At 68.4% G+C, this 24,374-nt stretch carries 25 protein-coding genes; 15 read left to right on the forward strand and 10 right to left on the reverse strand.

Going from position 1 to position 24,374, the window contains the following annotated elements; translation table 11 throughout:
* Position 1: 1 nt before the first annotated feature.
* Positions 2 to 361: an ACT domain-containing protein gene (locus K7711_RS29790; protein ID WP_222972807.1), complete on the reverse strand. Its 360-nt coding sequence runs from the start codon at positions 359 to 361 to the stop codon at positions 2 to 4.
* A gap of 139 nt (positions 362 to 500) precedes the next feature.
* Here K7711_RS29790 and K7711_RS29795 point away from each other — a divergent pair, with 139 nt between their 5' ends.
* Positions 501 to 857, forward strand: coding sequence for a hypothetical protein (locus K7711_RS29795; RefSeq protein WP_222972809.1), 357 nt, complete (start codon positions 501 to 503; stop codon positions 855 to 857).
* 189 nt (positions 858 to 1,046) lie between these two features.
* Positions 1,047 to 1,892 (forward strand): SDR family oxidoreductase, encoded by an 846-nt coding sequence (locus K7711_RS29800; RefSeq protein ID WP_222972810.1) that lies wholly within the window; start codon positions 1,047 to 1,049, stop codon positions 1,890 to 1,892.
* Between the two features lie 9 nt (positions 1,893 to 1,901).
* Here K7711_RS29800 and K7711_RS29805 read toward each other — a convergent pair whose 3' ends face one another.
* Complete coding sequence (locus K7711_RS29805) at positions 1,902 to 3,320, reverse strand: amino acid permease (protein WP_372460204.1); 1,419 nt, start codon at positions 3,318 to 3,320, stop codon at positions 1,902 to 1,904.
* A gap of 186 nt (positions 3,321 to 3,506) precedes the next feature.
* On the opposite strand from K7711_RS29805, the gene K7711_RS29810 reads away from it, so the two are divergent.
* From K7711_RS29810 to K7711_RS29820, 3 genes are all read left to right on the forward strand, one after another.
* Positions 3,507 to 4,883, forward strand: a complete 1,377-nt coding sequence (locus K7711_RS29810; RefSeq protein WP_222972811.1) for an MFS transporter — start codon at positions 3,507 to 3,509, stop codon at positions 4,881 to 4,883.
* On the forward strand, positions 4,873 to 5,289 hold the full coding sequence (locus K7711_RS29815; protein WP_222972813.1) for a MarR family winged helix-turn-helix transcriptional regulator: 417 nt from the start codon (positions 4,873 to 4,875) through the stop codon (positions 5,287 to 5,289). The genes K7711_RS29810 and K7711_RS29815 overlap by 11 nt, the downstream gene beginning before the upstream one ends.
* 81 nt (positions 5,290 to 5,370) lie before the next feature.
* Positions 5,371 to 6,273 carry a dienelactone hydrolase family protein gene (locus K7711_RS29820; protein ID WP_222972815.1) on the forward strand — a complete coding sequence of 301 codons (903 nt, stop codon included), beginning with the start codon at positions 5,371 to 5,373 and terminating at the stop codon, positions 6,271 to 6,273.
* On the opposite strand, the gene K7711_RS29825 is transcribed toward K7711_RS29820, so the two are convergent.
* Positions 6,261 to 6,788: a gluconokinase gene (locus tag K7711_RS29825; RefSeq protein WP_222972817.1), complete on the reverse strand. Its 528-nt coding sequence runs from the start codon at positions 6,786 to 6,788 to the stop codon at positions 6,261 to 6,263. The genes K7711_RS29820 and K7711_RS29825 overlap by 13 nt on opposite strands.
* A 104-nt stretch (positions 6,789 to 6,892) precedes the next feature.
* Here K7711_RS29825 and K7711_RS29830 point away from each other — a divergent pair, with 104 nt between their 5' ends.
* Complete coding sequence (locus K7711_RS29830) at positions 6,893 to 7,378, forward strand: universal stress protein (protein WP_245567832.1); 486 nt, start codon at positions 6,893 to 6,895, stop codon at positions 7,376 to 7,378.
* Positions 7,379 to 7,388: 10 nt separating this feature from the next.
* Here the strand turns inward: K7711_RS29830 and K7711_RS29835 are convergent, their stop codons facing one another.
* A complete protein-coding gene (locus K7711_RS29835) occupies positions 7,389 to 7,877 on the reverse strand; it encodes a nitroreductase family deazaflavin-dependent oxidoreductase (protein WP_308015011.1) in 489 nt (162 codons plus the stop codon).
* A gap of 84 nt (positions 7,878 to 7,961) precedes the next feature.
* Positions 7,962 to 8,795: an alpha/beta fold hydrolase gene (locus tag K7711_RS29840; RefSeq protein WP_222972818.1), complete on the reverse strand. Its 834-nt coding sequence runs from the start codon at positions 8,793 to 8,795 to the stop codon at positions 7,962 to 7,964.
* 58 nt (positions 8,796 to 8,853) lie between these two features.
* Between K7711_RS29840 and K7711_RS29845 the strand changes: the two genes are divergently transcribed.
* Complete coding sequence (locus K7711_RS29845; protein WP_235747975.1) at positions 8,854 to 9,504, forward strand: TetR/AcrR family transcriptional regulator; 651 nt, start codon at positions 8,854 to 8,856, stop codon at positions 9,502 to 9,504.
* Here K7711_RS29845 and K7711_RS29850 read toward each other — a convergent pair.
* Together K7711_RS29850 and K7711_RS29855 are read right to left on the reverse strand one after the other, a co-directional pair.
* On the reverse strand, positions 9,481 to 11,544 hold the full coding sequence (locus K7711_RS29850; protein ID WP_222972820.1) for a neutral/alkaline ceramidase: 2,064 nt from the start codon (positions 11,542 to 11,544) through the stop codon (positions 9,481 to 9,483). The two genes, K7711_RS29845 and K7711_RS29850, sit on opposite strands and share 24 nt — an antisense overlap.
* A gap of 533 nt (positions 11,545 to 12,077) precedes the next feature.
* Positions 12,078 to 14,474, reverse strand: coding sequence for a beta-glucosidase family protein (locus tag K7711_RS29855; RefSeq protein ID WP_222972823.1), 2,397 nt, complete (start codon positions 14,472 to 14,474; stop codon positions 12,078 to 12,080).
* Positions 14,475 to 14,611: 137 nt separating this feature from the next.
* Here K7711_RS29855 and K7711_RS29860 point away from each other — a divergent pair, with 137 nt between their 5' ends.
* The 4 genes from K7711_RS29860 to K7711_RS29875 all read left to right on the forward strand — a co-directional run bounded on the left by K7711_RS29860 (position 14,612) and on the right by K7711_RS29875 (position 18,595).
* A complete protein-coding gene (locus K7711_RS29860) occupies positions 14,612 to 15,706 on the forward strand; it encodes a DNA polymerase III subunit beta family protein (RefSeq protein WP_308015012.1) in 1,095 nt (364 codons plus the stop codon).
* Positions 15,707 to 15,729: 23 nt separating this feature from the next.
* Positions 15,730 to 16,206 (forward strand): hypothetical protein, encoded by a 477-nt coding sequence (locus tag K7711_RS29865; RefSeq protein WP_222973189.1) that lies wholly within the window; start codon positions 15,730 to 15,732, stop codon positions 16,204 to 16,206.
* Between the two features lie 153 nt (positions 16,207 to 16,359).
* On the forward strand, positions 16,360 to 17,295 hold the full coding sequence (locus tag K7711_RS29870; RefSeq protein WP_222972825.1) for an alpha/beta fold hydrolase: 936 nt from the start codon (positions 16,360 to 16,362) through the stop codon (positions 17,293 to 17,295).
* Positions 17,296 to 17,368: 73 nt separating this feature from the next.
* Positions 17,369 to 18,595: an acyl-CoA dehydrogenase family protein gene (locus K7711_RS29875; RefSeq protein WP_222972827.1), complete on the forward strand. Its 1,227-nt coding sequence runs from the start codon at positions 17,369 to 17,371 to the stop codon at positions 18,593 to 18,595.
* A gap of 22 nt (positions 18,596 to 18,617) precedes the next feature.
* Here K7711_RS29875 and K7711_RS29880 read toward each other — a convergent pair whose 3' ends face one another.
* The gene (locus tag K7711_RS29880; protein ID WP_308015013.1) at positions 18,618 to 19,307 is read right to left on the reverse strand and encodes a TetR/AcrR family transcriptional regulator; all 690 of its coding nucleotides are present in this window, start codon (positions 19,305 to 19,307) and stop codon (positions 18,618 to 18,620) included.
* Positions 19,308 to 19,537: 230 nt separating this feature from the next.
* Here K7711_RS29880 and K7711_RS29885 point away from each other — a divergent pair, with 230 nt between their 5' ends.
* The gene (locus K7711_RS29885; RefSeq protein WP_222972829.1) at positions 19,538 to 19,981 is read left to right on the forward strand and encodes a MarR family winged helix-turn-helix transcriptional regulator; all 444 of its coding nucleotides are present in this window, start codon (positions 19,538 to 19,540) and stop codon (positions 19,979 to 19,981) included.
* A gap of 6 nt (positions 19,982 to 19,987) precedes the next feature.
* Here K7711_RS29885 and K7711_RS29890 read toward each other — a convergent pair whose 3' ends face one another.
* Positions 19,988 to 21,232, reverse strand: a complete 1,245-nt coding sequence (locus K7711_RS29890) for an MFS transporter (protein WP_222972831.1) — start codon at positions 21,230 to 21,232, stop codon at positions 19,988 to 19,990.
* A gap of 83 nt (positions 21,233 to 21,315) precedes the next feature.
* Here K7711_RS29890 and K7711_RS29895 point away from each other — a divergent pair, with 83 nt between their 5' ends.
* Entirely contained in the window at positions 21,316 to 22,182 is an 867-nt protein-coding gene (locus K7711_RS29895; protein ID WP_222972837.1) for a LysR family transcriptional regulator, read from the forward strand.
* 2 nt (positions 22,183 to 22,184) lie between these two features.
* On the opposite strand, the gene K7711_RS29900 is transcribed toward K7711_RS29895, so the two are convergent.
* A complete protein-coding gene (locus K7711_RS29900) occupies positions 22,185 to 23,042 on the reverse strand; it encodes a sigma-70 family RNA polymerase sigma factor (protein ID WP_222972839.1) in 858 nt (285 codons plus the stop codon).
* A 74-nt stretch (positions 23,043 to 23,116) separates the two neighbouring features.
* Between K7711_RS29900 and K7711_RS29905 the strand changes: the two genes are divergently transcribed.
* The gene (locus K7711_RS29905; RefSeq protein ID WP_222972841.1) at positions 23,117 to 23,527 is read left to right on the forward strand and encodes a DoxX family protein; all 411 of its coding nucleotides are present in this window, start codon (positions 23,117 to 23,119) and stop codon (positions 23,525 to 23,527) included.
* Between the two features lie 52 nt (positions 23,528 to 23,579).
* Positions 23,580 to 24,257, forward strand: coding sequence for a PASTA domain-containing protein (locus K7711_RS29910; protein WP_222972843.1), 678 nt, complete (start codon positions 23,580 to 23,582; stop codon positions 24,255 to 24,257).
* Positions 24,258 to 24,374: the final 117 nt, after the last annotated feature.

The raw sequence follows: 24,374 nt of genomic DNA on the forward strand, positions 1-24,374 counted from the left end.
TTCAGCCGTCGATGCGGTGTCCGGCCTGCTCCAGCGCGTCCTTGGCCTCGACGAGGCGATGTTCGGGGACCAGCACCAGATCCGCGTGGTAGGTGGAGGTCACGAAGACCGGGATGCCCGCCTCGGTGAGCGGTCCGACGACCGCGGCGGGCATGGTGGTGTCCCGGCCGTGCCGGGCGGGGTCGCCGTACAGACCGATCCAGATCTCCCCTTCGGCCCACGGCGGCGCATCGCGGACCACGGTCAATCCCTCGGGAGCCCGGACCAGCGCGATCCACTCGTCGTCCTCGGGAAACGTTGCCTCGGCGACGTATTCGACCGCGAATCGGGAAGGGACGACGTGCAGCCGCTGGACGCTCATCCGGTCATCCTAGGCCGCGCGACGCACGCTCCCGGCGCACGGCCCGAGGTGCGGGCCCTGTGCACGAAGATGCCGGTGGGGTGGACGACACTGGAGTGCGCACGGTCCGGCGATCCACAGCCCGAGGAGGTGCGTGATCATGGTCGACGACGTCGAGAAGCGCTGGCACGATCCGGGCATGTACCGGCGTGCGGTCGGATACTGCGCGGGCGTGCTGATCGTCGCGGCGCTGCTGTTCCTGGCGATCGATGAGTGGGCGCGCCGGCGCGAATCCTGCGGGCCGTCACCGCGCACCTTCTGCGACGGCACCTCGCAGGCGGCGATCATCGGCGGTCCCGGCCTGGTGCTGGTCGTCGGCACGCTCGGCGCGTTCGTCGGCACGTACCGCGTCTGGCGGCAGCATCGCGCTTGGCCGATCTGGCAGGGCGCGGGCTGGTTCCTGATGGTCGTGACCCTCGCCTACCTCTCGATCGGCACGGGCAGCGTCATGAGCTGAACGCGCACGGCGAGGTCGGCGGATTTCGGCGGTTGCCCGGCGAGCGAATGGTGATCCGGCGCGGATTCGGACCGGATGCGGAGGATTTCGCGGCGAGCGGCCGTCTGCGTGGACCGGATGCGGCGTCGGTCGGCAGCCTGGTCTGCGGGCGGGACGTACCCGCCCTGAGCAGCACAGAGGAGTTCTCCCATGATTCTGGTAACCGGAGCGACCGGCACCGTGGGACGTGCGGTGGTCGATCACCTGCTGGCCGCGGGCGCGCCGGTGCGGGCGCTGACCCGACGTCCCGAAACCGCCGCACTCCCCGAAGGCGTGGACGTCGTGCGGGGAGATCCGGCGGATCCGAACAGCCTCGACGGCGTCATGGCCGGGGTCGATCGCGTCTTCCTGCTGACCACCGGGCCGGATCTGGCCGCGCACGATGCCACCCTGGCGCGGGCGGCCGCCGACGCCGGGGTGAGTCGCATCGTGAAACTGTCCTCGGGCCGCACCGGCGATCCCGCGGCCGACGATCCGATCCCCACCTGGCATCGCGCCGGGGAACAGGCAGTGCGCGAGAGCGGAGTGGCGTGGACCATGTTGCGGCCCTTGGGTTTCATGTCCAACGCCCTGCACTGGGCCGGGACGGTGCGCGCGCAGGACACCGTGCGCGCACCGTTCGGACAGGGGCGCATCGCCGTCATCGATCCCGAGGACATCGCGGCGGTGGCGACCGTGGTGCTCACCGAATCGGGCCACGACGGCCGGATCCGCACGCTCAGCGGTCCCGAACCGCTCTCCCCGGCCAATCAGACCGCGATCCTGGCCGAGGTGCTGGACCGACCGCTGCGCTATGCGGAGACGACGCCGGCCGAGGCACGGGCCGGGCTGCTGGGCGCGGGTCTGGACGAGACGATGGCCGATGCGGTGATGGCGTTGCGCGCCACCGCACTCGAGGCGTTCACCTCGATGGTGCATCCCGACGTCGAGGAGATCACCGGCCGCGCGCCGCGCACCTTCCGGGACTGGGCGCGGGCGCACCGGGACGAATTCTGATCGAAGAACTCAGGCGTGCACCGATTCCCGGCGACGTGCCAGGCTGTTCACCACCGGATATCCGGCGCAGACCAGCACGGTCCACACCACGCCGACGATGATCGCCGTGCGACCGCTGTCGGTGAAGAACAGCAGGACCACGACCAGGCCCAGGAAGGCCAGGGCCAGGACGGTGCTGACCGGCGCACCGGGCAGACGGTAGTCCGAGGCCGGGAGCTGCCCGCGCCGGACGCGCGCGCGATACACCATGTGGCACAACAGGATCACGCCCCACACCACGATGATGCCGATGGTGCTGACCGAGGTGATGTAGGCGAACGCCTGCTTCGGCGAGATCACGTTGACGATCACGCCGATCACCATCGCCGCGGCCGAGGCGATGATGCCCGCGTACGGCACCTGCCGACTGCTCAGCGCACCCAGCCCGCGCGGCGCCTCACCGTGTTGCGCGAGGCTGCGCAGCATGCGTCCGGTGGAGTAGATGCCCGAGTTGCAGGAGGACAGCGCCGCGGTCAGCAGGACGAAGTTGATCAGATCGGCGGCACCCGGGATGCCGACCTTCTCGAAGACCGCCACGAACGGGCTTTCGCCGGAGTGGAAGCTGGTCCAGCTGAGCACCGACATGATGATCACCAGCGCACCGACATAGAACAGCCCGATCCGCAGCGGCAGGGTGTTGATCGCCTTGCGGAGCGTCTTGCGAGGTTCGCGGGCCTCTCCCGCGGTCACACCCACCAATTCCACACCGACATAGGCGAACACAACGATCTGCAACGCCAGCAGGGCCTGCCAGGGGCCCTTCGGGAAGACCCCGCCATCGGCCCACAGATTCGTCACGGACGGATTCGGCGCGTGCCCGAATCCGATGACCAGCACGCCGATGCCGATCACGATCATCGCCATGATGGCGAAGATCTTGATCGCGGAGAACCAGAACTCGCCCTCACCGAAGAACTTCACCGAGATCAGATTCGCCGCGAACAGCACGGCCAGCACCACCAGCGCGGTCGCCCACTGCGGCACCGCGAACCAGCGTTGCACATAATTTCCGGCGACGGTGATCTCGGCCATGCAGGTGCTCACCCACACGGCCCAGTACGTCCAGCCGGTCACGAATCCCGCGAAGCGCCCGAGGAATTCGTGCGCGTACTCCGCGAAACTGCCCGATACGGGGCGATAGGTCAGCAGCTCCCCCAGCGCTCGCATGATCACGAAGATCGCCACACCCGCCACCAGGTAGCACAGGATCAGCGCCGGACCCGCCTGTTCGATGGCGCCGCCCGCGCCCCAGAACAGGCCGGTGCCGATGGCGCCGCCGATCGCGATCATCTGCACGGTGCGCGGGTTCAGGCCCCGCTTGTAGCCTTCTTCCTCGTCCACGGGTTCTGCGGTCACCGTGCCCGGCGCCGCACTCCGATCCATCGTCATGCAACGAACGTACCGGGCGAGCGTTCAGCTCGCAGAGCGCCATATCGAATGTTTCACCCTGTCACCAGGCAGCTAACGAGTGGTTCACTCCATGACGCGACAACAGCGATGTGACGCGATCACAGTGGTGCATTCCATAACAACTGCTGATTGCATCCGGAACAGTTGTAGTTTCACAATGCTTGTGTGCCTACAACTGTTGCGGGGTTGAGCGCGCGCGGCAAGACCATCGTGCTGGTGACGTGCTGCCTGAGCCTGCTGATCTCGTCGATGGACGCCACCATCGTCAACGTCGCGATCCCGTCCATCCGCGGCGAGATGCACGCGCCGCTGTCGCGGCTGCAGTGGATCGTCGACATCTACACCCTGACCCTGGCCAGTCTGCTGATGCTCTCGGGCGCGACCGCCGACCGGTGGGGCCGTCGGCGGATGTTCCGCATCGGACTGACCATCTTCGCGATCGGCTCGCTGCTGTGCAGCCTCGCACCCACCATCAATGTGCTGATCGGCGCGCGATTCGTGCAGGCCATCGGCGGATCGATGCTCAACCCGGTGGCGATGTCCATCATCACCACCGTCTTCACCGACCGCGTCGAGCGCGCCCGCGCCGTCGGCGTCTGGGGTGCGGTGGTCGGCGTGTCCACCGCGCTGGGGCCGATGGTGGGCGGGGTGCTGATCGATGCGCTGGGCTGGCAGTCGGTGTTCTGGATCAACCTGCCGATCTGCGCGGTCGCCCTGGTGCTGACGACGCTGTTCGTGCCCGAGTCCAAGGCGTCCAAGGCTCGCGGCATCGATCCGCTCGGACAGGCGCTGGCGATCGTCGTCATGTTCACGCTGGTGTTCGGGCTCATCGAGCACAAGCCGATCATGCTGATCATCACCGCGATCGCGCTGGCAGCGTTCTGCTACGTGGAATGGCGGCATCACACACCGTTCATCGACCTGCGCTTCTTCCGCAGCTTCCCCTTCGCCTCGGCGACCATGATCGCGGTGTGCGCCTTCGCCTGCCTGGGCGCGTTCCTGTTCAGCGCCTCGCTGTATCTGCAAGGGACGCGGCACTATTCGGCCGTGCACACCGGTCTGCTGTATCTGCCCATGGCCCTGGGCATGCTGATCTGCTCGCCGTTGTCGGGGCGGTTGGTCGGCCGCTACGGCACCCGGCCGTCGCTGGTCGTCGCGGGCACGCTGCTGGCGATCTCCACGATCTCGTTGACCACGCTGCGCGCCGATACGCCGGTGTGGGCGCTGATCCTGATGTTCGCCGTGTTCGGCGTGGGTTTCGGCATGGTCAACGCGCCGATCACCACCTCCGCGGTGAGCGGGATGCCGCTGGATCAGGCGGGCGCGGCCTCGGCGGTCGCCTCCACCAGCCGCCAGATCGGCGTCAGCCTGGGCGTGGCCTTGTGTGGCCTGCTGACCGGTGCGAGTCTGTGGTGGGTCCTGGCCGTCCTCGCGGTCGGTGTCATCGTGCTCGGCTTCTCGGCCAGCACCGGCTGGGCCCGGCGCTCCCAGCAGGGGGTCGCCCATCTGCTCGAACAGAAAGTTCCCACCCATGCCGGATGACGTCCCGACTCCCGACGAGGTGTGGCGGATGCTGCTGCAGACCGTCGGGACCCGCGACAAATGGAAGCGGGCCATCACCGAACGCACGGGACTGCCGTTCAGCCGGATCAAGATCCTGCGCCAGCTGCGCTGCGGTCCGATGACGGTCAAGGAACTCGCCGCCGCGGCCGCGATGGACGCGCCCGCCGCCACGGTGACGGTCAACGACCTCGAGGAACGCGGCCTGGTGCTGCGCTCGGTGGATCCGGCCAACCGGCGCACGAAGGTCGTCTCCATCACCGAACTCGGCGGCCAGGTGGTGGCCGACGCCCTCGGCACGCACGACCCCGCACCGGAATCTATTGCCGCACTGTCGGAATCGGACCTGCGCGCACTGCGCGACCTGCTGCGCAAACTCGATCGCTGAACCGGTCCCGGATCCGGTCCACAGCAAACCTCGAGCTCGAGTACTCACCCGCGGGCGCATCCGCGCAATAGGGTGTGCCCCATGACCCCCTTGCAGCAGTACATGGCCGAGGAGATCGCGACCGATCACGCGGACGGCATCCTCGATCGGCGCGAGGCACTGCGTCGCCTGGGCATGATGGGGCTCGGGGCCGCCGCGGCCTCGGCGCTACTGGCCGCCTGCTCGACGAATCAAAGTGACAGCCAAGCACATTCGACATCCTCGGCCGCTCCCGCTTCGGGTCCGCCCGGAGCGGCGGGTGCGCTCGAATCCAGCGCCGTCACCTTCGCGGGCCCGCAGGGGCGCACCCTGCAGGCGGCGTGGGCGCAGGCGAAGAACCCGCGCGGGGGTGTGCTGGTGATCCACGAGAACACCGGGCTCACCGATTTCATCCGCTCGGTCACCGGACGTTTCGCGGGCATCGGCTACAGCGCCCTGGCGGTCGACCTGCTGTCCGAAGAAGGCGGCACCGCAACGTTTTCCGAGCCCGCGGCGGCCACCGCGGCGCTGAGCAAGATCCCGCAGGACCGGTTCGTCGCGGATCTGCAGGCCGGTGTCCAGGAGCTCGCGCGCCGCGTGCCGGACAAGAAGCTGGGCGTGACCGGATTCTGTTTCGGCGGCGGGCTGACCTGGATGCTGCTCACCGCGGGCACGCCGAATATCGCCGCGGCCACGCCGTTCTACGGCCCCTTCCCGACCGGCGGGGATCTGTCCCGGTCCAAGGCCGCGGTACTGGCGATCTACGGATCGCTCGACGCCCGGGTCGGGGCCACCCGCCCGGCCGCGGAGGCCGCACTGCAGCAGGCCGGTCTGCCGCACGAGACCTTCATCGCGCAGGGCGCGGACCACGCGTTCTTCAACGACACCGGCCCGCGCTACAACGCCGCCGGGGCCGCGCAGGCGTGGCGTCGCGTCACCGACTGGTACGGACGTTACCTGGGCTGAGTTCCGGCGCTGCCCGGGTCGAGGGCCGCCAGCACGTCGCGCACGACGACGTCCACGTCGCGGGTGGCGTCGACGGTGCGCCCGTACTCCTGCGCGGTCAACGGCTGCAGGATCGCCAGTTGGGAGTCCAGCAGTTCGACGTGCATGAAATGTCCTGTGCGCGTTGTCATTCGGCGAACCAGCTCCGCGCGCGGCACGTCCAGCGCGACGAAGTACAGCCCGGACGCCGCGGCCCGGAGCCGGTCGCGGTACTCGTGTTTGAGGGCCGAGCAACTGACCACCGCGCCGCGGTCCTCGTGCGCGGCCAGCCAGTGGCCCATGGCGTCGAGCCAGGGCATGCGGTCCGCGTCATCGAGCGGGATCCCGGCCGTCATCTTGGCGATATTGGCCGCCGGATGCAGATCGTCGCCGTCGGCGTAGGCCAGGCCGAGGGCGGTCGCCAGTCGCTCCCCGACCGTCGTCTTACCGGATCCGGACACGCCCATCACGGCGATGAGCGGTTGCGATGTGGTCATGCGGTGACCATAACGACACTGGACGCACGGGCTCGTCTCGGCACCGGCCGCCCGATCGCGACCGGGCGTTCGGACGGAATCGGACACTCGATTAGGCTCGATTCGTGGCGCAGGAGAAGACTCCGGAGTGGGCGGCCGACAAGGGCACCGGCTTCGAATTGGGCACCGACGGTCCGCGCGTGATCATGGCAGGCGTGGACGGGACCGAGGCGTCCTGGCGTGCCGCGGCCTACGCCGGTGGTCTGGCCAGACGGCAGAACGCGCTGTTGGCACTGGTCTACGTCCAGCCGTACATGGCGATGTCCGGGGTGTACGGCGCCGATGTGCAGGGCGCGACCGCCGAGGTCGCCGACGACCTCGCCCGGGAGATCTCCGAGCACGCCGAACGGGTCAAGAGCGTCTACACCACGCGCTGGAAGTTCTTCACCCGGCGCGGCGATCCGTACACCGGATTGGCCCAGGCCGCCGACGAACTCAAGGCCGATGCGGTGATCGTCGGGGCATCGGAGAAGGCCGGGCACCGATTCATCGGCTCGGTGGCGGTCCGGCTGGTCAAGGCCGGGCGATGGCCGGTGACCGTGGTGCCCTGACCGGGAGCGCTCAGATGCGGGTCAGTTCGAACAGCCGGAAAGGGCGTTCGGGAACCATCTTCTGCTCCATCGTGTAACCGGGCCAGCGCTGGATTGCCCGCTCCCAGGCCCGATCTCGCTCCGCGCCGGTCAGCCGCCGCACGCGCACCTTGAAACGTTCTCCGCGACTGTGGATCTCGGCGTGATCGGCGGCAGCGAGGTTGGCCGACCACGAAGGATGCTGCGGTCGGCCCCAATTGGAGCCGACCAGCAGGAAATCGTCCTGTCCCTCCGGCACGTAGAGCAGCGAAACCGTGCGCGGCACACCGGATTTGCGTCCGAGGACGGTGAGTTCCATGGAGGGCAGACCGGCCACGTCCAACACCCCGTGCCGCCCCCGGCTGATCCGGCGCACGAGACGTTCCAGCACGACGACGAAGGGTGCGATGCGCATGACCGTCCGGCGACGTCCCAGCGCGCGACCTACGGCGGGTAGCGGGGTCCTCAGTACGCGGCTCACCGTATCCCTCCGTCATGTCGTGGCACTCTCTCCGATGCTAACGGGTTGACTGCCCCGTTTATTCCGGCGCGACCGCCTCGGCCCTCATGTGCCGGTGAGGAATTCGCTCATCGCGCCCGCGACGGCGGCGGGTTGGTCGATCATGGACAGCACGTAGGCGTCGTCGATCTCGCGCAGTCGCCCCTTGGGCAGCAACCGCGCCAGGCGGAAACCGTGCTCGCGCGGCATCACCTTGCCCGCCGAGGACCACAGCACCAGCGCCTCGCCCGCGAACTCGCACAGCGCCTCCGTGTGGGCGATCAAATCGGCGCGCGGCGGCAGGGACTTTCCGTATTTGCGCAGATCGCGGCGGACTGCGGCGCTGCGGAGACCCGGTTCGGTCCAGCCGCGCACCAGATCGTCGGGCAGCGGATGACGCGCCATCCAGCCGAGCATCACCGGCAGTCGCCGCAGCCGAGCGATACGCAACTGACGCAACGCCAGCGTGAGGCCGCCCGGAGCATAGGCCGCGACGACGGTCATCTTGCCCGGCAGTCCGGGTGGGAAATTGTCGAATGCCTCACAGGGCAGCACGATCAGCCGCGAGACACGCTCGTCGAGACCGTAGGCGGTCAGGAACAACCCGCCACCCCAGTCGGTGTGCACCAGCGTCACCCCGTGCAGATCCAGCGCCGCGAGGAAATCGTCGATCACCTGATTCAGGCCGCGCATGCTCAGGTCCGCGTCCGGGCGCATGGGTTCGGGATGGGCGCCCAACGGCAGCGTCGGGCGGATGTACCGGAACCCCTCGGGTAGCAGCGGCAGCACCCGATCCCACTGCGTGTGATTCATCAACACCCCGTGCAGCAGCACCACCGGCGGACCCTGCCCCACCTCGGTGTAGTGCACCCGGCCCGCCGCGATCTCGACAACTGGCATTCGAACCGACCCCTTCGCTAGAACGATTGCTCTAGAGCATGTGTTCTAGTGTGGTGGTATGGCGGAGAACATGTCAACCGGCACTCGCGCGCGAATCATCACCGCCGCGACGGAGCTGATGCGTCGTCAGGGCTACGGCGCGACCACCGTCAAGGAGCTCACCGTCGCGGCCGGTGCGCCGATCGGCTCGCTGTACCACCACTTCCCGGAGGGCAAGGAGCAGATCGCCGCGGAAGCGCTGCGCACCAGCGGTGCGGCCTACATTCAGTTACTGCCGCTGCTGATGGATCCGTACGACGATCTGCGCGAGGCGGTTCCGGCCGCGTTCACCGCCGCGGCGGCCGATATGGAGCAGTCCGGATGGATGAACATGTGTCCGGTCGGCACCGTCGCCGGGGAGATCGCCGACAGCCGGCCCGCGCTGCGCGAGGTGGCCGCGGAGGTCGTCGAATCCTGGATCGAGCAGGGCACCGACTACCTGGTGGGACGCGGTGTCCGTCGTGGTCCGGCGCGCGAGCTGATGGTGGCGATGTTGGGCGCACTGGAGGGAGCGTTCATCCTGAGCAGGACGTTGCACTCCCCCGAGCCGTTGCACGCGGCCGGACGAGCCATGAGCGCTCAGCTCGAGATCGCCCTGCGGGCCGGCGCCGACACGTCCGACGACGACGCCGACCGGGGAAAAGCCCTACGCGACGGTGAATTCCGTTGACGTACCGGTGAATCGGGTGCGCTTACCCGCGACGTCTCGGCTGTCGCCGGTGTAGCAAATGCGGTAGCGGCCCGGCCGGGTTCCGTTCGGCACGGTCCACTGGATGCGCACGATCGAGGCGGCGGGCTGGCCGTCCGGACGCCGCCAGTGCATCTCGGTGCACCAGTCGTTGTCGTCCTGAATGCGTTGCCAGTCCGCGCCGTTCGCGCGTTGGACTTCGAAATAGGTTCCGCCGGTGTGGAAGTCGTTGTTCGGATGGGCGCCGCAGAACTCGACCGCGATGGTCTGCCCCGCAACACCGTTCGACGGTCGGGTCAGCACATCGCCGAAGGCTCGCCCGGCGACGGGGACGTCCGGCGGGACCGGCGGCAGCAGGTTCGGTTGCGGTCCGGACGCCCAGTCCAGCGGCGCCGGGCCGCGGCCCGGATCGGTACGCGCGGCCAGAGCCCGTGCCAGCCGGTCGAATTCCTGCATATACGCCGGCAGCGTCCAGCGGCCGAACTGGGTCTCCCCGCCCTCGTATTGCTGGGAGACGTACTCCTCGGGCGTGGTCACGTACTGGCTGTAGCCGTTCGCGTACCCCTGCATGAGCACGTGTTCGAGCGGTACGCCGAGCGCATGGGCGACCAGACGCCGGATCCGCAGCCCGGCGACGATGGTGTATTCCGCTGGGCCGCAGGCCAATACCAGATCACCGATCCGCATGATCTGGAGCATCAGCACCTGCGGATTCCACGGCCGCGGCGGCAGGATGCCCAGCGGGGCGGCGATCAGCTTGGGCGCCTGGACATCTCGCATCCACTGTTCGATCGGGGCGTCGATGCCACCGAGCGCGGCAACCATCGGATTCGTATCCCCCTCCTGCAGGAACGACAGCTGACTGTTCCAGTTGTCCTCCTCGCTGGTCGCCATGGCGGACGCGCCCATCATCGCCGGGGCGGTGCGGGCGGGTTTGCCATCGGGGGTATAGGAGCCATCGATGGCGACATCGGCCATGTTCACGTAGTGCGCGACCGCGTCCACGCCGCCGCGGCTCATGGTGCGCGCAGAGGCGAAGGCCGCGCGTCCGGCCCGGTACTGCCGTTCGCCGATGATCGTGCAGTTGAGCCGGTTGTTCTCGGTCGGCCCGGACGGATGCATGGGGATGCAGTTCAGGTTGGGCGTCATATCGCCCGCATTGGTCTGCGCGAACGCTGCCAGGAAGCGCGGCTGTCCGTCACCGTGCCGCACACCCATCTCGTCGTGTTCCCAGCGGTAGCTGGCGTAACCCTTGTTGTCGGTGGAGATGAGCGTATTGCGGTCGGTCAGCGAGGTGCCGTGGGTGGCGAACCAGGTGATCGCCCCGACGTCCCGGCCGCCCTGACGCAGCCGCAGCACGGTCACCGAGGGGTCGACCGCACCGGGGAAGACCGCCTTGTCCGGCGCCGGATCGAGTTCGAAGGCGACCCGGGAGCGGTTGGCGCTGGCATCGTGGAGTTCACCATGCCCGAGCATGATCGTCCCGGGGGCGAGGCGATCGTGGGCCTGTCCGATCGCGGTGACGATCCCGTTCACCTCGGCCTCGAAAGAGTTCGACTGAAACCCGTACGCGGCAAGGGAATACGCGTATTCGCGGGCGGTCCCGCCGCACGAGTTGTGGTTGTGCGTGGCGTTGATGTTGACGTTGCGCTCGGTGTACAGGTTCCCGAATCGCCTGGCCAGCCGCTGCAGCACCTCGAGGTGCACCGACTGGAACAGGCACGCGTTGTCCGCGGTGACGAAGGCGATGCGATCCCCGCTGGCCCGATCCACGACGATGTAGGCGCGCACCCAACATCGCGAGAGCAGTCCGGTGGCGACCTGATCGGCCTCGGAGTAGCCCATCATGCCCTGGCCCGCGGGCGCGCCGGTGATATCCCCGATCCCGCAGCCGATCAGGTACCCCTGATCGTCGGCCTGGTGACGCAGCGGTTGTGCGCCTGCGGGATTCGCCGCGGTCATACCCGCCGCCATCGCCGCGGCCGCAGTACCGGCCAATACCGATCGACGCGAAACCGTCACCGAGGGCTCCTTCGTGTCGTGACGCGCGGAAGTGACGCCCGACTCGTGCGGGCGGCACTGTGTTCCACACCATGCCGTATTCCTGTTCGGCGCAGCGTACTGGTCAATCGTCCAGTACGCCAGCCCGCAGCTACATCATCGAGGGAATGCGCCGGTCAGGCCACGCGGCACACCGAGAAGCTCCTCCGCGCACACATACGGCAAACGCCCGGCGAGATCGGATTCGCGATCTCACCGGGCGTTCGCCGACCGGTGCCGGCTCACGGAACACCGGACGGTTCGTGCGAGACGGTTCAGATGTTGCCCGCGTAGGTGGCTGCGCTGCCGAGGATGCCGGCGGCCGCGCTACCAGTGGCGCTGAGCCCGGCGATGATGAGAGCGAGAAGCATGGAGCGACCTTTCGATTTTCTGGAGACATCCGAAAAGTACAGCCGCGCAAGAGGAGTGACAATGGATGTAACCCCACTCTGCTGGAACTCTGTGTCGACTGACAGATGGTTCCCAGCAAACTCGATTTCGGCGGTTCCGCGGACTCAGCAGATCTCGGCGGTCAATGGGAGATCGGTCACCGAACCGCCCACGTGGAGGGTGAACGCACCCGGTTCCACGGCCCATCCCTGCCCGGTCCAGTGCTCGAACGACCGCTGCGGCAGGGTGATCTCGGCGCGACGCGATTCCCCCGGGTCCGCGGTCACCGTGGCGAATGCCGCCAGCCAGCGCACCGGCCGATCGATCGTGCTGTCCGCGCGCGACAGATACGCCTGTGCGACGTACTTGCCGGGCCGGTCCCCGGTATTGCGGACCGTGACCGTCGCGGTCCGCGCGGACACCGCGAGATCGCTCAGTTCCCAACTCGTGTAGCCCAGACCGTGCCCGAACGGATACGCGGGCTCGACACCCGAGCGCAGCCACGCGCGATAGCCGATGTGCACGCCCTCCCCGTAGGTCAGCGTGCCGTCGGCGGACGGTGTGGTGTCCAGCACCGGCACATCGGCCATCGTCACCGGCCAGGTGGTGGGCAACCGGCCACCCGGTTCGCGTACGCCGGTCAGCACGTCGGCCAGGGCGCCGCCGAACTCCTGCCCCGGGAACCAGGACAGCAGTACCGCGGCGACCTCCTCGCGCCACGGCATCTCCACCGGCGCACCGGAATTCACCACCACGACGGTTCGCAGATTCACCGCCGCGACCGCCGAGACGAGTTCGTCCTGACGGCCCGGCAAGCGCAACGTGGTCCGGTCGGCGCCCTCGCTCTCGATCTGCTCGGTGGTGCCGACCACCACGACCGCGACGTCCGCGGCGCGCGCGGCCTGCACCGCGGCCTCGAACTCCTCGGCCGCGGAACGGCGAGGCGGAGTCACACCCAGGGTGATGCCCAGGAAGACGCCGAGTCCCGGCAGGGCCAGCAGATTCTCGATGGTGATCCGGATGTCGACCACCTGCCCGGCGCGCAACGTCCGAGTGACCGCCCGCTGCGGCGGATGCAGCAGCGCCGCAACGGGATCCGCCCCCGACATGGTCAATTCGCCCTCGTCGGCGAGCTCCCCGTCCAACTCGAGCCGGACCCGTCCCATCGCGCCCACGCCGATGCGCCACTCGCCACTCGTCTCCGCACGCAGCCGGGTGCGCAATTCGATCGAGGTGGCCCGCTCGGCCGTCGCATCCCCGAACAGCACGAGAGCGCCGGTGGCGCGGTGCTGGCGGCCGATCTCCTCGCCGTCGGCGAGATATCGCAGCGCGAGACCGGCAGTGCCGGTGTCCGGATCGGTGATCAGTTCGGGCGCGACGGCGCTCAGTCCTTCGGTGAGCCATACGCCCGGCGTGTGGGTCACGGGCAGCACCGCGCTCAGACCCGTCAGCGGCGTGGTGGTGTGCGCGGGAATCACGGTCGCACTGCCGCCGCCCATGAATCGCGGATCGGCCGCGCCCGGCCCGAGCAGTGCGATGGTGTGCCCGGCCGCGGGTGCGCGCAGCGGCAGCACACCGTCGTTGCGCACCAGCACCATCGCGGCGGCGGCCGCGCGCCGCACCAGTTCAGCGGCCTGCTTATCGCCGAATTCCGGTGTGGGACGGGGTGATCCGTCCAGAGCGCCGACTCGGATGGCGAAACGCAGTATGCGCCTCACTTTCTCGTCGATCGCGGACTCGGGAATCTCGCCCGCGCGCACGGCCGCCTCCAGCGGAGCTCCCCACAGCATCGGCGGGCCGGGCATACACAGATCGGTGCCCGCCGCCGCGCCCTCGGTGGAGCGCACCGCGGTCCAGTCCGAGACCACCACACCGTCGAAACCCCAAGCGCCCTTCAGTGGTTCGTCCAGCAGCGAATTCTCGGTCATGGTCGTGCCGTCCACGGAGTTGTAGGCGGCCATCACCATCCACGCACCGGCCGCGACACTGCGCTCGAACGGATACAGATACAGCTCACGCAGGGCGCGATCGTCCACGCGCACATCCACGCTGAATCGGTCGGTCTCCGAATCGTTGGCCACATAGTGTTTCGGGCAGGCCGACACACCGTGTGCCTGAACCGCCCGCACATAGGCATCGGCCATCTCCGCGCTCAGCATCGGGTCCTCGGAGAAACACTCGAAATGCCTACCGCCCAAGGGGGATCGATGCAGATTGATGGTCGGCCCGAGCACGGCGTACACATCCTTCGCGCGCGCCTGCGCGGCGATCAACGCCCCGATCTCGTCGAGCAATTCCCGATCCCAGGTCGCCGCGAGCGCGGTACCCGAGGGCAGGCTCACCGACGGTTCCCGCTCGTCCCAGTTCTCCCCGCGCACCCCCGAGGGACCGTCGGACACCGGCATCTCGGCCAGCCCGATCCCGGTATGCCCAGCCATCCGGAACATCCCCGCACCCGAGATCAGCCGCACCTTGTCCGCCAGATCCAGTTTTCCCAGCAGTTCCTCGATCCGCTCCCGCATACCGACCCCGTTCGTCGCGACTCGACCGCCGCCACCGACGCTACCCGACCGACCAACCGGTCCGATGCGCAAACGCCCGCCGCGCCGAGTGGGCAATGCTTGACCTTCGGGTTACCCGAAGCTCCATGATGACCCGCGTGACCGAATCGGAATTCGAGGACGGGTCGGACGAACTCGTCACGATCGGAGTATTGGCCAGGGCGAGCGGGCTCACCGCGACGGCGCTGCGGTTCTACGACGACTGCGGATTGTTGCCGCCCGCGCGGGTGGACTCCGCCAGCGGGTACCGGTATTACACGCCGGGGCAGCGGGAGCGGGCGGTGACCATCCGGCGGCTGCGGGAGATCGGGATGTCGCTCGAGACCGTGGCCGCGGTGCTGGCAGGTGGCGTCGAGGTCGGCGGGCGGCTGTTGGACGAGCACGTCGCGGAGCTCGAACGCCGGGCGAACGAGGCCGCGGCGGCGGCCGAGGCCATCAAGTACGCCCTGCGCGCCGAATCCGATCCGCGTCTCGTCGCGGTCGGCGGGCGAGAGTTCGTCGAGGCGATCGAACAGGTCCGGTCGGCGGCCGCACAGGACACCTCGATCGCGGTGCTGACCGGGATTCTCATCGAGGCCGACGGGGACTCGGTGGTGTTGACCGCGACGGATCGTTATCGGCTCACCACCCGGTCGCTGGTTCCCGTGCGAGCGGCGGCCCGGCCCTGGTCACTGGTCGTTCCGGCAGCCGACCTCTCCGCGCGGGTCACCCGGCCGCGCGAGCGGGAACAGATCCTGATCTCCTCGATCGCCGACGCACTCGTGCTGACCGGAACCGAGGAAATCCGTTGTCCGGCCATCACCGAGCCGTATCCGGACTATCGGCGCATGCTCGCAGAACTGCCTCCGGCCCGCACTCGCGTGGTGGTGGCCCGCGATCCACTGCTGGCGGCCGCCGAGGAGGCCGGGACGCGAACCCTGCACTGCGTGATCGATGCCGGCGCATTGCGAACATCGATCCGGACGAACGGTCCGGAGCATCGAATTCCCGCTGCCGTCAACGGAATGCGAACCGCACTGGCCTTCGATCCGGGCACCCTGTCCCCCGCGCTGCGCACGGCGGTCGGCCCCGAGATCATGCTCGACATCACCGCACCGGATCAACCGGTCGTCATCCGCTCGGCCGCCGCGGGAGATCTCACCACCCTCGCCATGCCCACCCGTACGTCGATCACCGAGAAGGACCACCCGTGAACACCACCGCACCCGACGACACCATGACCGCCATCACCGCCGCGGTCCAGCGCGGCCACGACGGCGCCCCCGACGCGGCCCGCACGGCGCTTCTGAACCTGTGGGACACGATGGGCCCGCTCGGCGACCCACTACACCGCTGCACCCTCGCCCACTATCTCGCCGACCTGTACGACGACGCCGCCCAGGCGCTGATCTGGGACGTCCGGGCACTGGACGCGGCCGGTGCGCTCACCGACGAGCGCACCCGGCGGCACCACCCGGCCCTGCGGGTACGCGGCTTCTACCCCTCCCTGCACCTGAACCTGGCCGACAACCTGCGCCGCCTGGGCTCGTTCGAGGCCGCACACCAGCACCTGGACGCCGCGCGCGAATATTTCGACGCGCTCGGCGCGGATCCCTACGGCGACGGCATCCGGTCCGCCGCCGACGAGGTCGCCGAGGCGGTGCGCGCCCGTTCGACCGAGCGCCGGGACAGCGCGCCGAACGGGCGTTCCTGAGTCCTCCCCGCCACAATCGTCGATGCACTCGATTCAAAAATCCTGTACACCAAGCATTTACGGACCATAGTTGAATCCGGCGTCAACTTTGAATACCGTATCGAGTACCGCGACCGCGGTGCAGACACTCGGCAGGCGAGGTGGGCGCGAAACGTGAGTACACAGACCCCGGTACAGGACTGGACGGCGCTGGGCAGCCGGCAGATCGCGGTCAACGGGATCGAACTCCGAGTCGTCGAACACGGCGAGGGGCCGCTGGTGGTCTTCTGCCACGGCTTCCCCGAACTCGGATTCTCCTGGCGGCATCAGGTCTTCGCCTTCGCCGAGGCCGGATTCCGCACGCTGACCCCCGATATGCGCGGTTACGGCGGCAGCTCGCGGCCGGATCGGATCCAGGACTACGCCATGGCCACCCTCTGCGGTGATCTGGTCGGCCTGCTCGATGCGGTCGGCGCGCAGGACGCGATATTCGTCGGACACGACTGGGGCGCCTCGGTCGTGTGGCAGACCGCGCTGCGGCATCCGGACCGGGTGCGGGCGGTGGCCGGTCTGAGCGTTCCGGTCGCACCTCGCCCCAAGGCGCCGCCGATCTCGATCTTCCGCTCCCGGCTGGGCGAGAACTTCTACATGTGCTGGTTCCAGGAGCCGGGCGTCGCGGATGCGGCCCTCGCGGCCGATGTGCGGCGCACCCTGCTGCGCGACGAGGTGGTGAGCGCCGGCGACATGACCGGCGGAAGCGCGAATCCGCAACCGCCGCAGTGGCTTTCCGAAGCCGAACTGCAGTATTACGTCGACGCGTTCACCGAGACCGGTTTCACCGGCGGGCTGAACTACTACCGCAACCTCGACCGCGACTGGGAACTGTCCGCCGATCTGGCCGGGGCGAAGATCACCGCACCCGCCTACTTCATCGCGGGCGCGGACGACGCGGTGCTGCGCTTCACCCCACTGGCCAAGATGGACGCCGTCCTGACCGACCTGCGCGGCACCCTGCTACTCGACGGCGCGGGCCACTGGATCCAGCAGGAACGCGCCGACGAGGTCAGCACCGCTCTGATCGATTTCGCCCACAGCGTGCCCGGGAACTGATCCCGCGCGCCGAACTACAGTTGGAATTCACTCCGATGCCGCAGCGGTGCGGCACGCATCGATGGGAGACCCGATGGACCTGTTCACCGGTTCCGAACGCGCTCAGCGGTATGTCGAGGACCTCACGGCCTTCATGGATGAGCGCGTCTATCCGGCCGAAGCCGTCTATCAGGAGCAGATGCGCGCCGCCGGCGACCCGCACCACCACCCGCAGATCCTCGAGGATCTCAAGTCGCAGGCGCGCGAGCGCGGGCTGTGGAATCTGTTCCACCCGCATCCGGAATGGGGTCCCGGTCTGACCAATCTGGAATACGCGCCGCTGGCCGAGATCATGGGCCGCAGCCCGGCGCTGGCCCCCGAGGCGTGCAACTGCGCGGCCCCCGATACCGGGAACATGGAAGTGTTCACGTTGTTCGGCACCGAGGAGCACAAACAGCGCTGGCTCGAACCGCTGCTGGCCGGGACCATCCGCTCCGCATTCGCGATGACCGAACCGGGCGTGGCGAGTTCGGATGCGACCAATATCGAGATGAGCATGCGCCGCGACGGCGACGACTATGTCCTCGATGGCCGAAAGTGGTTCGCCTCCAACGCCTTGCACGCCAACTGCAAGGTACTGATCGTGATGGGCAAGACCGATCCGGAGGCCCCGCCGCACCGCCAGCAGTCCATGCTGGTCGTGCCGATCGACGCGCCCGGGGTACAGGTGGTCCGGAATCTGCCGGTCTTCGGATATTCCGATCGCGAGGGCCACGCGGAGATCGTGTTCGACAACGTGCGCGTTCCGAGCAGCGACGTACTCGCCGGTCCGGGTGAGGGTTTCGCGATCAGCCAGGCCCGGCTCGGACCCGGCCGCATCCACCACTGCATGCGGGCCATCGGCATGGCCGAGCGCGCCCTGGAACTGATGTGCCGTCGCGCGGAATCGCGCACCACTTTCGGCGCGAAGCTCAGCGAACGCGCCAACATCCAGGATTGGATCGCCGAGGCGCGCATCGAGATCGAGCAGACCCGCCTGCTCACCCTCAAGGCGGCTTGGATGATGGACACCGTCGGCAACAAGCAGGCGCGGGTGGAGATCGCCGCGATCAAGGTCGCCGCGCCGAATATGGCGCTGAAGATCGTCGACCGGGCGATTCAGCTGCACGGCGCGGGCGGGGTCACCGAGGACTTCCCGCTCGCGAGCTTCTGGGCGCATCTGCGCACGCTGCGCCTGGCCGACGGCCCCGACGAGGTGCACAAGCGCAGTATCGCGCGGGCCGAGCTGGGCAAGTACCGGCAGCGCGGCCCCAAGGCGTGAGCGGGCGGCCGGACCGCCGCGTTCACTCCGACTCGATCCGCAGGGCGTTGACCCACAGGGCGGTCAGGGTCTCGACCAGCTTCTCGAACGGGATCCGCTGGTCCAGGACGAAGACCAGGTAGGCCATCCGGCTGACCATCCCCGAGAGCGCGTGCGCGGTGATCGTCGGATCCAGATCGGCGGCGGCCCGGCCGGATCGCTGCAGTGCCCGGATCATTCGCGCATTGCGCTGGACGAAGGCGCGGCTGCGTTCGATGCGCATCCGCCGGAAGTTCTCGTCGACCTGGGCGACCTGCTCGAAGACCGCCATCAGACGCGCATTTCGCTTGTAGGACAGCAGATATTCGCGGTTCGCGGCCTCGATCAGCGCGCTCGGGTCGGTGATGCCGCTGCGCTCGCGCACGTGCGGATGCAGCATCTCCTCCTGCACCTGCTCGACCACCGCGGCGAAGATCTCGTCCTTACCGTCGAAATAGGTGTAGAACGAGCCCGAGGCCACGCCCGCGGTCGCGGAGATGTCGGAGATCTTCGCCTCGAGGTAGCCGTCGCGTTCGAACACCTTCCGCGCGGCCTCGATCAGCGCCGTGCGGGTCCGGATCCCCCGTCGCGTGCGGGGCGCGGGGCGGCCGGATTCCCCTTGGCCCGCAACGGTTTCCGAAACCACCCCGATCACCCGCTCCCGTACGCCGACGTCTCGCTTGCCGATCGCCACGCTATCACCGCAGGAATCGAATCCGACGTCGACTTCGGAAAGCGCGACTCGTTCGCATCCTGGTCGCCGAATCCGGAATCCGCCGGTGAGCCGTCACATTCACGGCATACTCACAGTAGGAATTGATATGCACTATGCATATAATATGCATCGTGCATACGAGGCGGGCGTGCACGTTTGCGTGTGGTATACCGACATTCGCATATCGCACGCCGAGGCGAAAGGACCGCATGGACAAGCTCACGGACCTGCTCGAGTTCGAGACGATGCTGCTCGGTCGCTACAGCCTGACCTCGCAGCGCGGTGCGGGTCGCCTGGATCGCAGCGCGTACACGCTGCTGTACCGGCTGCGCATGGAAGGCGCGATGTCCATCGGCCAGTTGAGCGAGGCCCTGGGTCTGGACGCCTCGACGGTGAATCGGCAGACCGCGGCCATGCGTCGCGCGGGACTGGTCGACCGGATTCCGGATCCGGACGGCGGGATGGCCCGCAAATTCCAGGTCAGTGCGCAGGGGGCCGAACAACTCGAGGCCGATCGGGCCGCCGCGGTCGGCCATCTGGACACCATCCTCGCGGACTGGTCCCGAGATGATCTGGGCGCGCTGGTCGGCTATCTCGAGCGGCTGAACACCGATATCGAGCATTATCACGGCCGTCCCTGGCCACGTCCCTGAGCGGATCTAGTCCGGCGTATCCGCGGTGGTCGCATGGGCCGGAATGTGCCGGGCGAACACCGCCCACAGCGCGATCCCGACGACCGTCGCACCCGCACCGATCTCGCAGACCCGCAACCAGCCGCCGGATTGGTAGGCCGTACCCGCGGTGACCGATCCAGCGACGCCGCCGAGGAAGTACATCACCATGTACGCCGTGGTGAGCCGACTGCGGGCGGCCGGGTCCAGCGCGTAGATCGCGCTCTGATTGGACAGCTGGATGCCCTGGATTCCGAAGTCGAAGACCAGCAGCGCCACGATCAGCGCGATGATCGAATGTCCGCCCCAGGCCAGCAGCGCCCAGCTGATCAGCAGCACCACCCACACCAGCGTCGTCACCGGACGCAGATGTCCCCGATCGGACAACCGGCCCACCACCGGCGCGCCCAGCGCCCCGGCCACACCGGCGATGCCGAACAGCCCGATGACGACCTCCGAATAGTGATAGTGGCTCCCGTGCCCACCGGCCAGCAGGAAGGCCAGCGCGGTCCACACACCCGAAAAGCACGCCATCGCAACGAAACCCAGCACCATGCGATGGCGCAGCATCGGGTGCAGGCGGATCAGCGACAGGATCGAGACGAGCACCTCGCGATAACGTTCACCACTCGCGGCCCGGCCCGTCGCGGGCGTGAGCAGATAGACACTCACCGACATCACCAGCTGAATCGCCCCCGCCACGACCAGCACCGTGCGCCAGCCGCCCAGTTGCGCGATCGCGCCGGAGAGCACCCGCGAGGACAGGATGCCCAGCAGCAGCCCGCTCATCACCGTGCCGACGACCTGACCGCGACGTCCCGGTTCGGCCAGTGACGAAGACCACGGCACCACGACCTGCGCCGCGGAGGCGGTGATCCCGGTGACGAACACGGCCACCAGCAGCGTCGGGAAGTTCGGCGCGACGGCCGAGACGACCAGAGCCACCACCGAGGCGGCCAGCAGCCCCGGAACCATCCGGCGGCGTTCGAGGAAATCCCCCAGCGGCACCAGCAGCGCCAGCCCGCACAGATATCCCACCTGAGCGCCGCTGACCAGCAACGCCGCGGTGGCGGTCGAGATGCGCAGATCGCTCGCGACCTGTTGCAGCAGCGGCTGCAGATAGTAGAGACACCCCGCGGACGATCCCGCGGTCACCGCGAACACCAGCACGAGCAGACGGGTGAGCCGGGCCTGCTGCGGCGCGGCGACGGTCGAAACACTCACTCCATCCATGGTCCGGCACCCGGCCGATCAATGGAAGCGATGGATTTCGATACCCCTATCACTGTCGTAGATATCGTCGATAGGCTCGCGAGATGGAATTGCGTCAGATCGAATGCTTCCTGGCCTGCCGGGAGGCCGGATCGTTCACCGCGGCGGCGCGTTCACTGAATCTGGTGCAGTCCGCTGTGTCGACCAGCGTGGCGAAACTCGAACGAGAGCTGGGCACGCGGCTGTTCGACCGGACTCCGGGCGGGCTGGAACTCACCGAGGCCGGACGCGCCATCGCCGCACCGGCCCGATCGATGGTGCGCTCCCGGCGCGAGATCGTCGAGGCGATCGCCGCGGCCCGCGGCGAGGTCCGCGGCGAGGTGGTGATCGGCAATCTGATGAACATCCGCTCCCTGGACCTGGCCGCCGTACTCGCCGATATGCATCGGCGCTATCCGGCGCTGACCCTGCAGATGCGGCAGAGCATCTCGGGGATGAGCGGCAATATCGCCGGACTGCGCGACGGCAGTCTCGATATCGCCCTGCTGGCCGGTTCGGCCGAGGAGATACCGGGCCTGAACCTGTATCCGATCATCGAGGAGACCGTGGTGCTGTGCGTGCGGTCGGACCATCCGCTCGCCGGGCGGCCGTTCCCGCCCGCGGCGCTGGCCGGAACGCGGTTCATCGACTATCCGCCGGGCTGGGGTATCCGGACCATTGCCGATGAACGATTCCCGTTGCGCCGCAGCGTGATCGAGGTCGCCGATCAGGAGTTCGCCCTGGAGTTGGCCGTTCAGGACTTCGGGGTCACGCTGGTGCCGCGCTCGGTCGCCGAACGCCGGCACGATCTGGTCCACATCGATCCCGCGGACGGCGTGATCCCCTGGAAACTGACCGTGGCGCACGATGCGCAGCGCACTCCGTCGCATGCGGCGCAGACCGTCATCGAGACGCTGCGGAACCTCGGGTGAGCTCACCCATCGGGCAGTAGCGCCGCGATCCGGTGCGGATCGGCGAGTACGTCGATCTCGGCGATTCGACCGCCCGTCACGGTGAACGCCATGAGGGACGCCGCCCGGTCGTCGACGGTGACCAGGGCCCCGGCCGCACCGTTCACCAGGATCGGCCGCAGCACCGCACGCGGATGCGCGAATCGCACCGCCTGCGCCGCGGCATCGTCGGATCCGGTACTCTCCCAGAGCTTTCCGGCTCCCAGATCACCGCGCAGGACGACATCCGGGGCCAGGACCCGCACCAGCGCGGCGAGATCTCCGCGCCGAGCCGCGGCGAAGAAGGCGTCCACGACGCGACGTTGATCCTCCGGGGAGCCTTCGGGCGCGGGGACCGAACGGATGCGGCGTCGCGCCCGGCTGGCCAGTTGCCGCGCCGCCTCGGGCGAGCGGTCCAGAATCGCAGCGATCTCGCCGAACGGCACCGCGAAACTGTCGTGCAGGACGAAGGCGACCCGTTCGGCGGGGTCCAGGTGATCGAGTACCACCTGCAATGCCAGACCGATCGAATCCGTCAGCAGCGCTTGGGTTTCCGGTGTCGCATGACCGTCGGCGGTGACGATCGGATCGGGCAGGCGCACCCCGATCGGAACTTCGTGCCGCGCGCTGCGCGAGCGCAGCAGATCCAGGCAGGTGTGTGCCAGGGCCGTCGTCAGCCAGCCGCCCGGATTGTGCACCGCATCCTCGGATGTGCGCCGAGTGCGCAACCACACCTCCTGCAGCGCATCGTCCGCATCGCTCACCGAACCCAGCATTCGATAGGCCATGGCCCGCAGCCGGGCCCGGCTCTGTTCGAGTTCTCGCGTGAGGGAATCGACCATCTGTCACATCTCCCGGACGGCATCCGCCATAGGTGTGAGAGGTATTCACCAGCCTAGTCAGGAGGGCCGCCGAAATGGCCGCATCGACGCTGTCTTCGCCCACCACGCGCACCCGCTCGATCGTCTACTGGACCGCCACCGTGCTCATCGCCGCCGAACTCGGCGTGGGCGGCGTCTGGGACATCGCGCGTATCCCCTATGTCCGCGATCTGGTCGTGCACCTGGGATATCCCACGTATTTCCTGGTACTGCTGGGCGTCTGGAAGATTCTCGGTGCGATCGCGCTGCTGATTCCCGGACGTCCGGTGGTCAAGGAATGGGCGTATGCGGGCACGTTCTTCGTCTACACCGGAGCCATCGCGTCTCATCTGACCGAGCGGTATGCGGTCGGCGAGGTGGCCGTGCTGACGGTGATGACCGTGCTGACGGTCCTGTCGTGGGCCCTGCGCCCGCCGAGCCGACGACCGGGGCCCGCTGTTCGCTGAGGGCGTGGCGCGACCCCTGGGCCGATCCGCCGCGTCAGGATATCCTTACGGCATGACGAAGGCAGAGGTACCGGACGAGGGCGGGGCCGCATGGCGTCGGCTCACCTCTCGTCGCGGCGGATCACGAAGCGGTGACGACGCACTCACCGCACTGGCCGATATCGGCGCGGTGCGCAGGCTGCTGGATCAATGGGAACTCGACGCGGTGCGGATCGCGCGCCGCCGAAACAAGTCCTGGGCCGAAATCGCCACATATCTGGGCGTGACCAGGCAGTCGGCCTGGGAGCGCTGGCGGGATCTGGATTCCGAACCCGCGCCCGGGGGCGTCGAATCCTCCCGTCCGGCAGTGGAATCGGCCGCGGCCGAGGTCAGCGAGTGGGAAAGGGATCTGCTCGAGGCCGGCGCTCGCGATCGGCGCCGGCGCGCGAACGTCGAGGTGCCCTCGGTCGTCGGACTCGAATGGGCCGCGGCCCTGCGCGCGCTCACCGGCAAGGGTCTGGCCCCCGCGAGCGCCGATCCGGATACGGCACTGCCGGATCCGGCCGAAGCGGGCTGGTTCGTCACCGATCAGAGCCCGGAATCCGGCGCCCGGGTGGCCGGCGGTTCGGCCGTGCGACTGTGGTTGCGGCGAAACGACGGCGGCTCCGGTGTGCGCGAGCCGCGTCAGCCGATGCCGCCGTTGCGATCGATTCCGGAGCTGCCCGAACCGACCGGTCGGACCGCGAGCTGACTCGGCTGTGGCGGTCGTCACCGAAACAGGCCGCCGCACTCGCGATTCCGCGCTGTCGCGACCGGTTGGCAGCAAGCTGGCATCGCCATCTCGAGGTCCACACAGGCTGGTGCCGAT

It is taken from the genome of Nocardia coffeae (assembly GCF_019890715.1).
Classification (GTDB): domain Bacteria; phylum Actinomycetota; class Actinomycetes; order Mycobacteriales; family Mycobacteriaceae; genus Nocardia; species Nocardia jiangxiensis.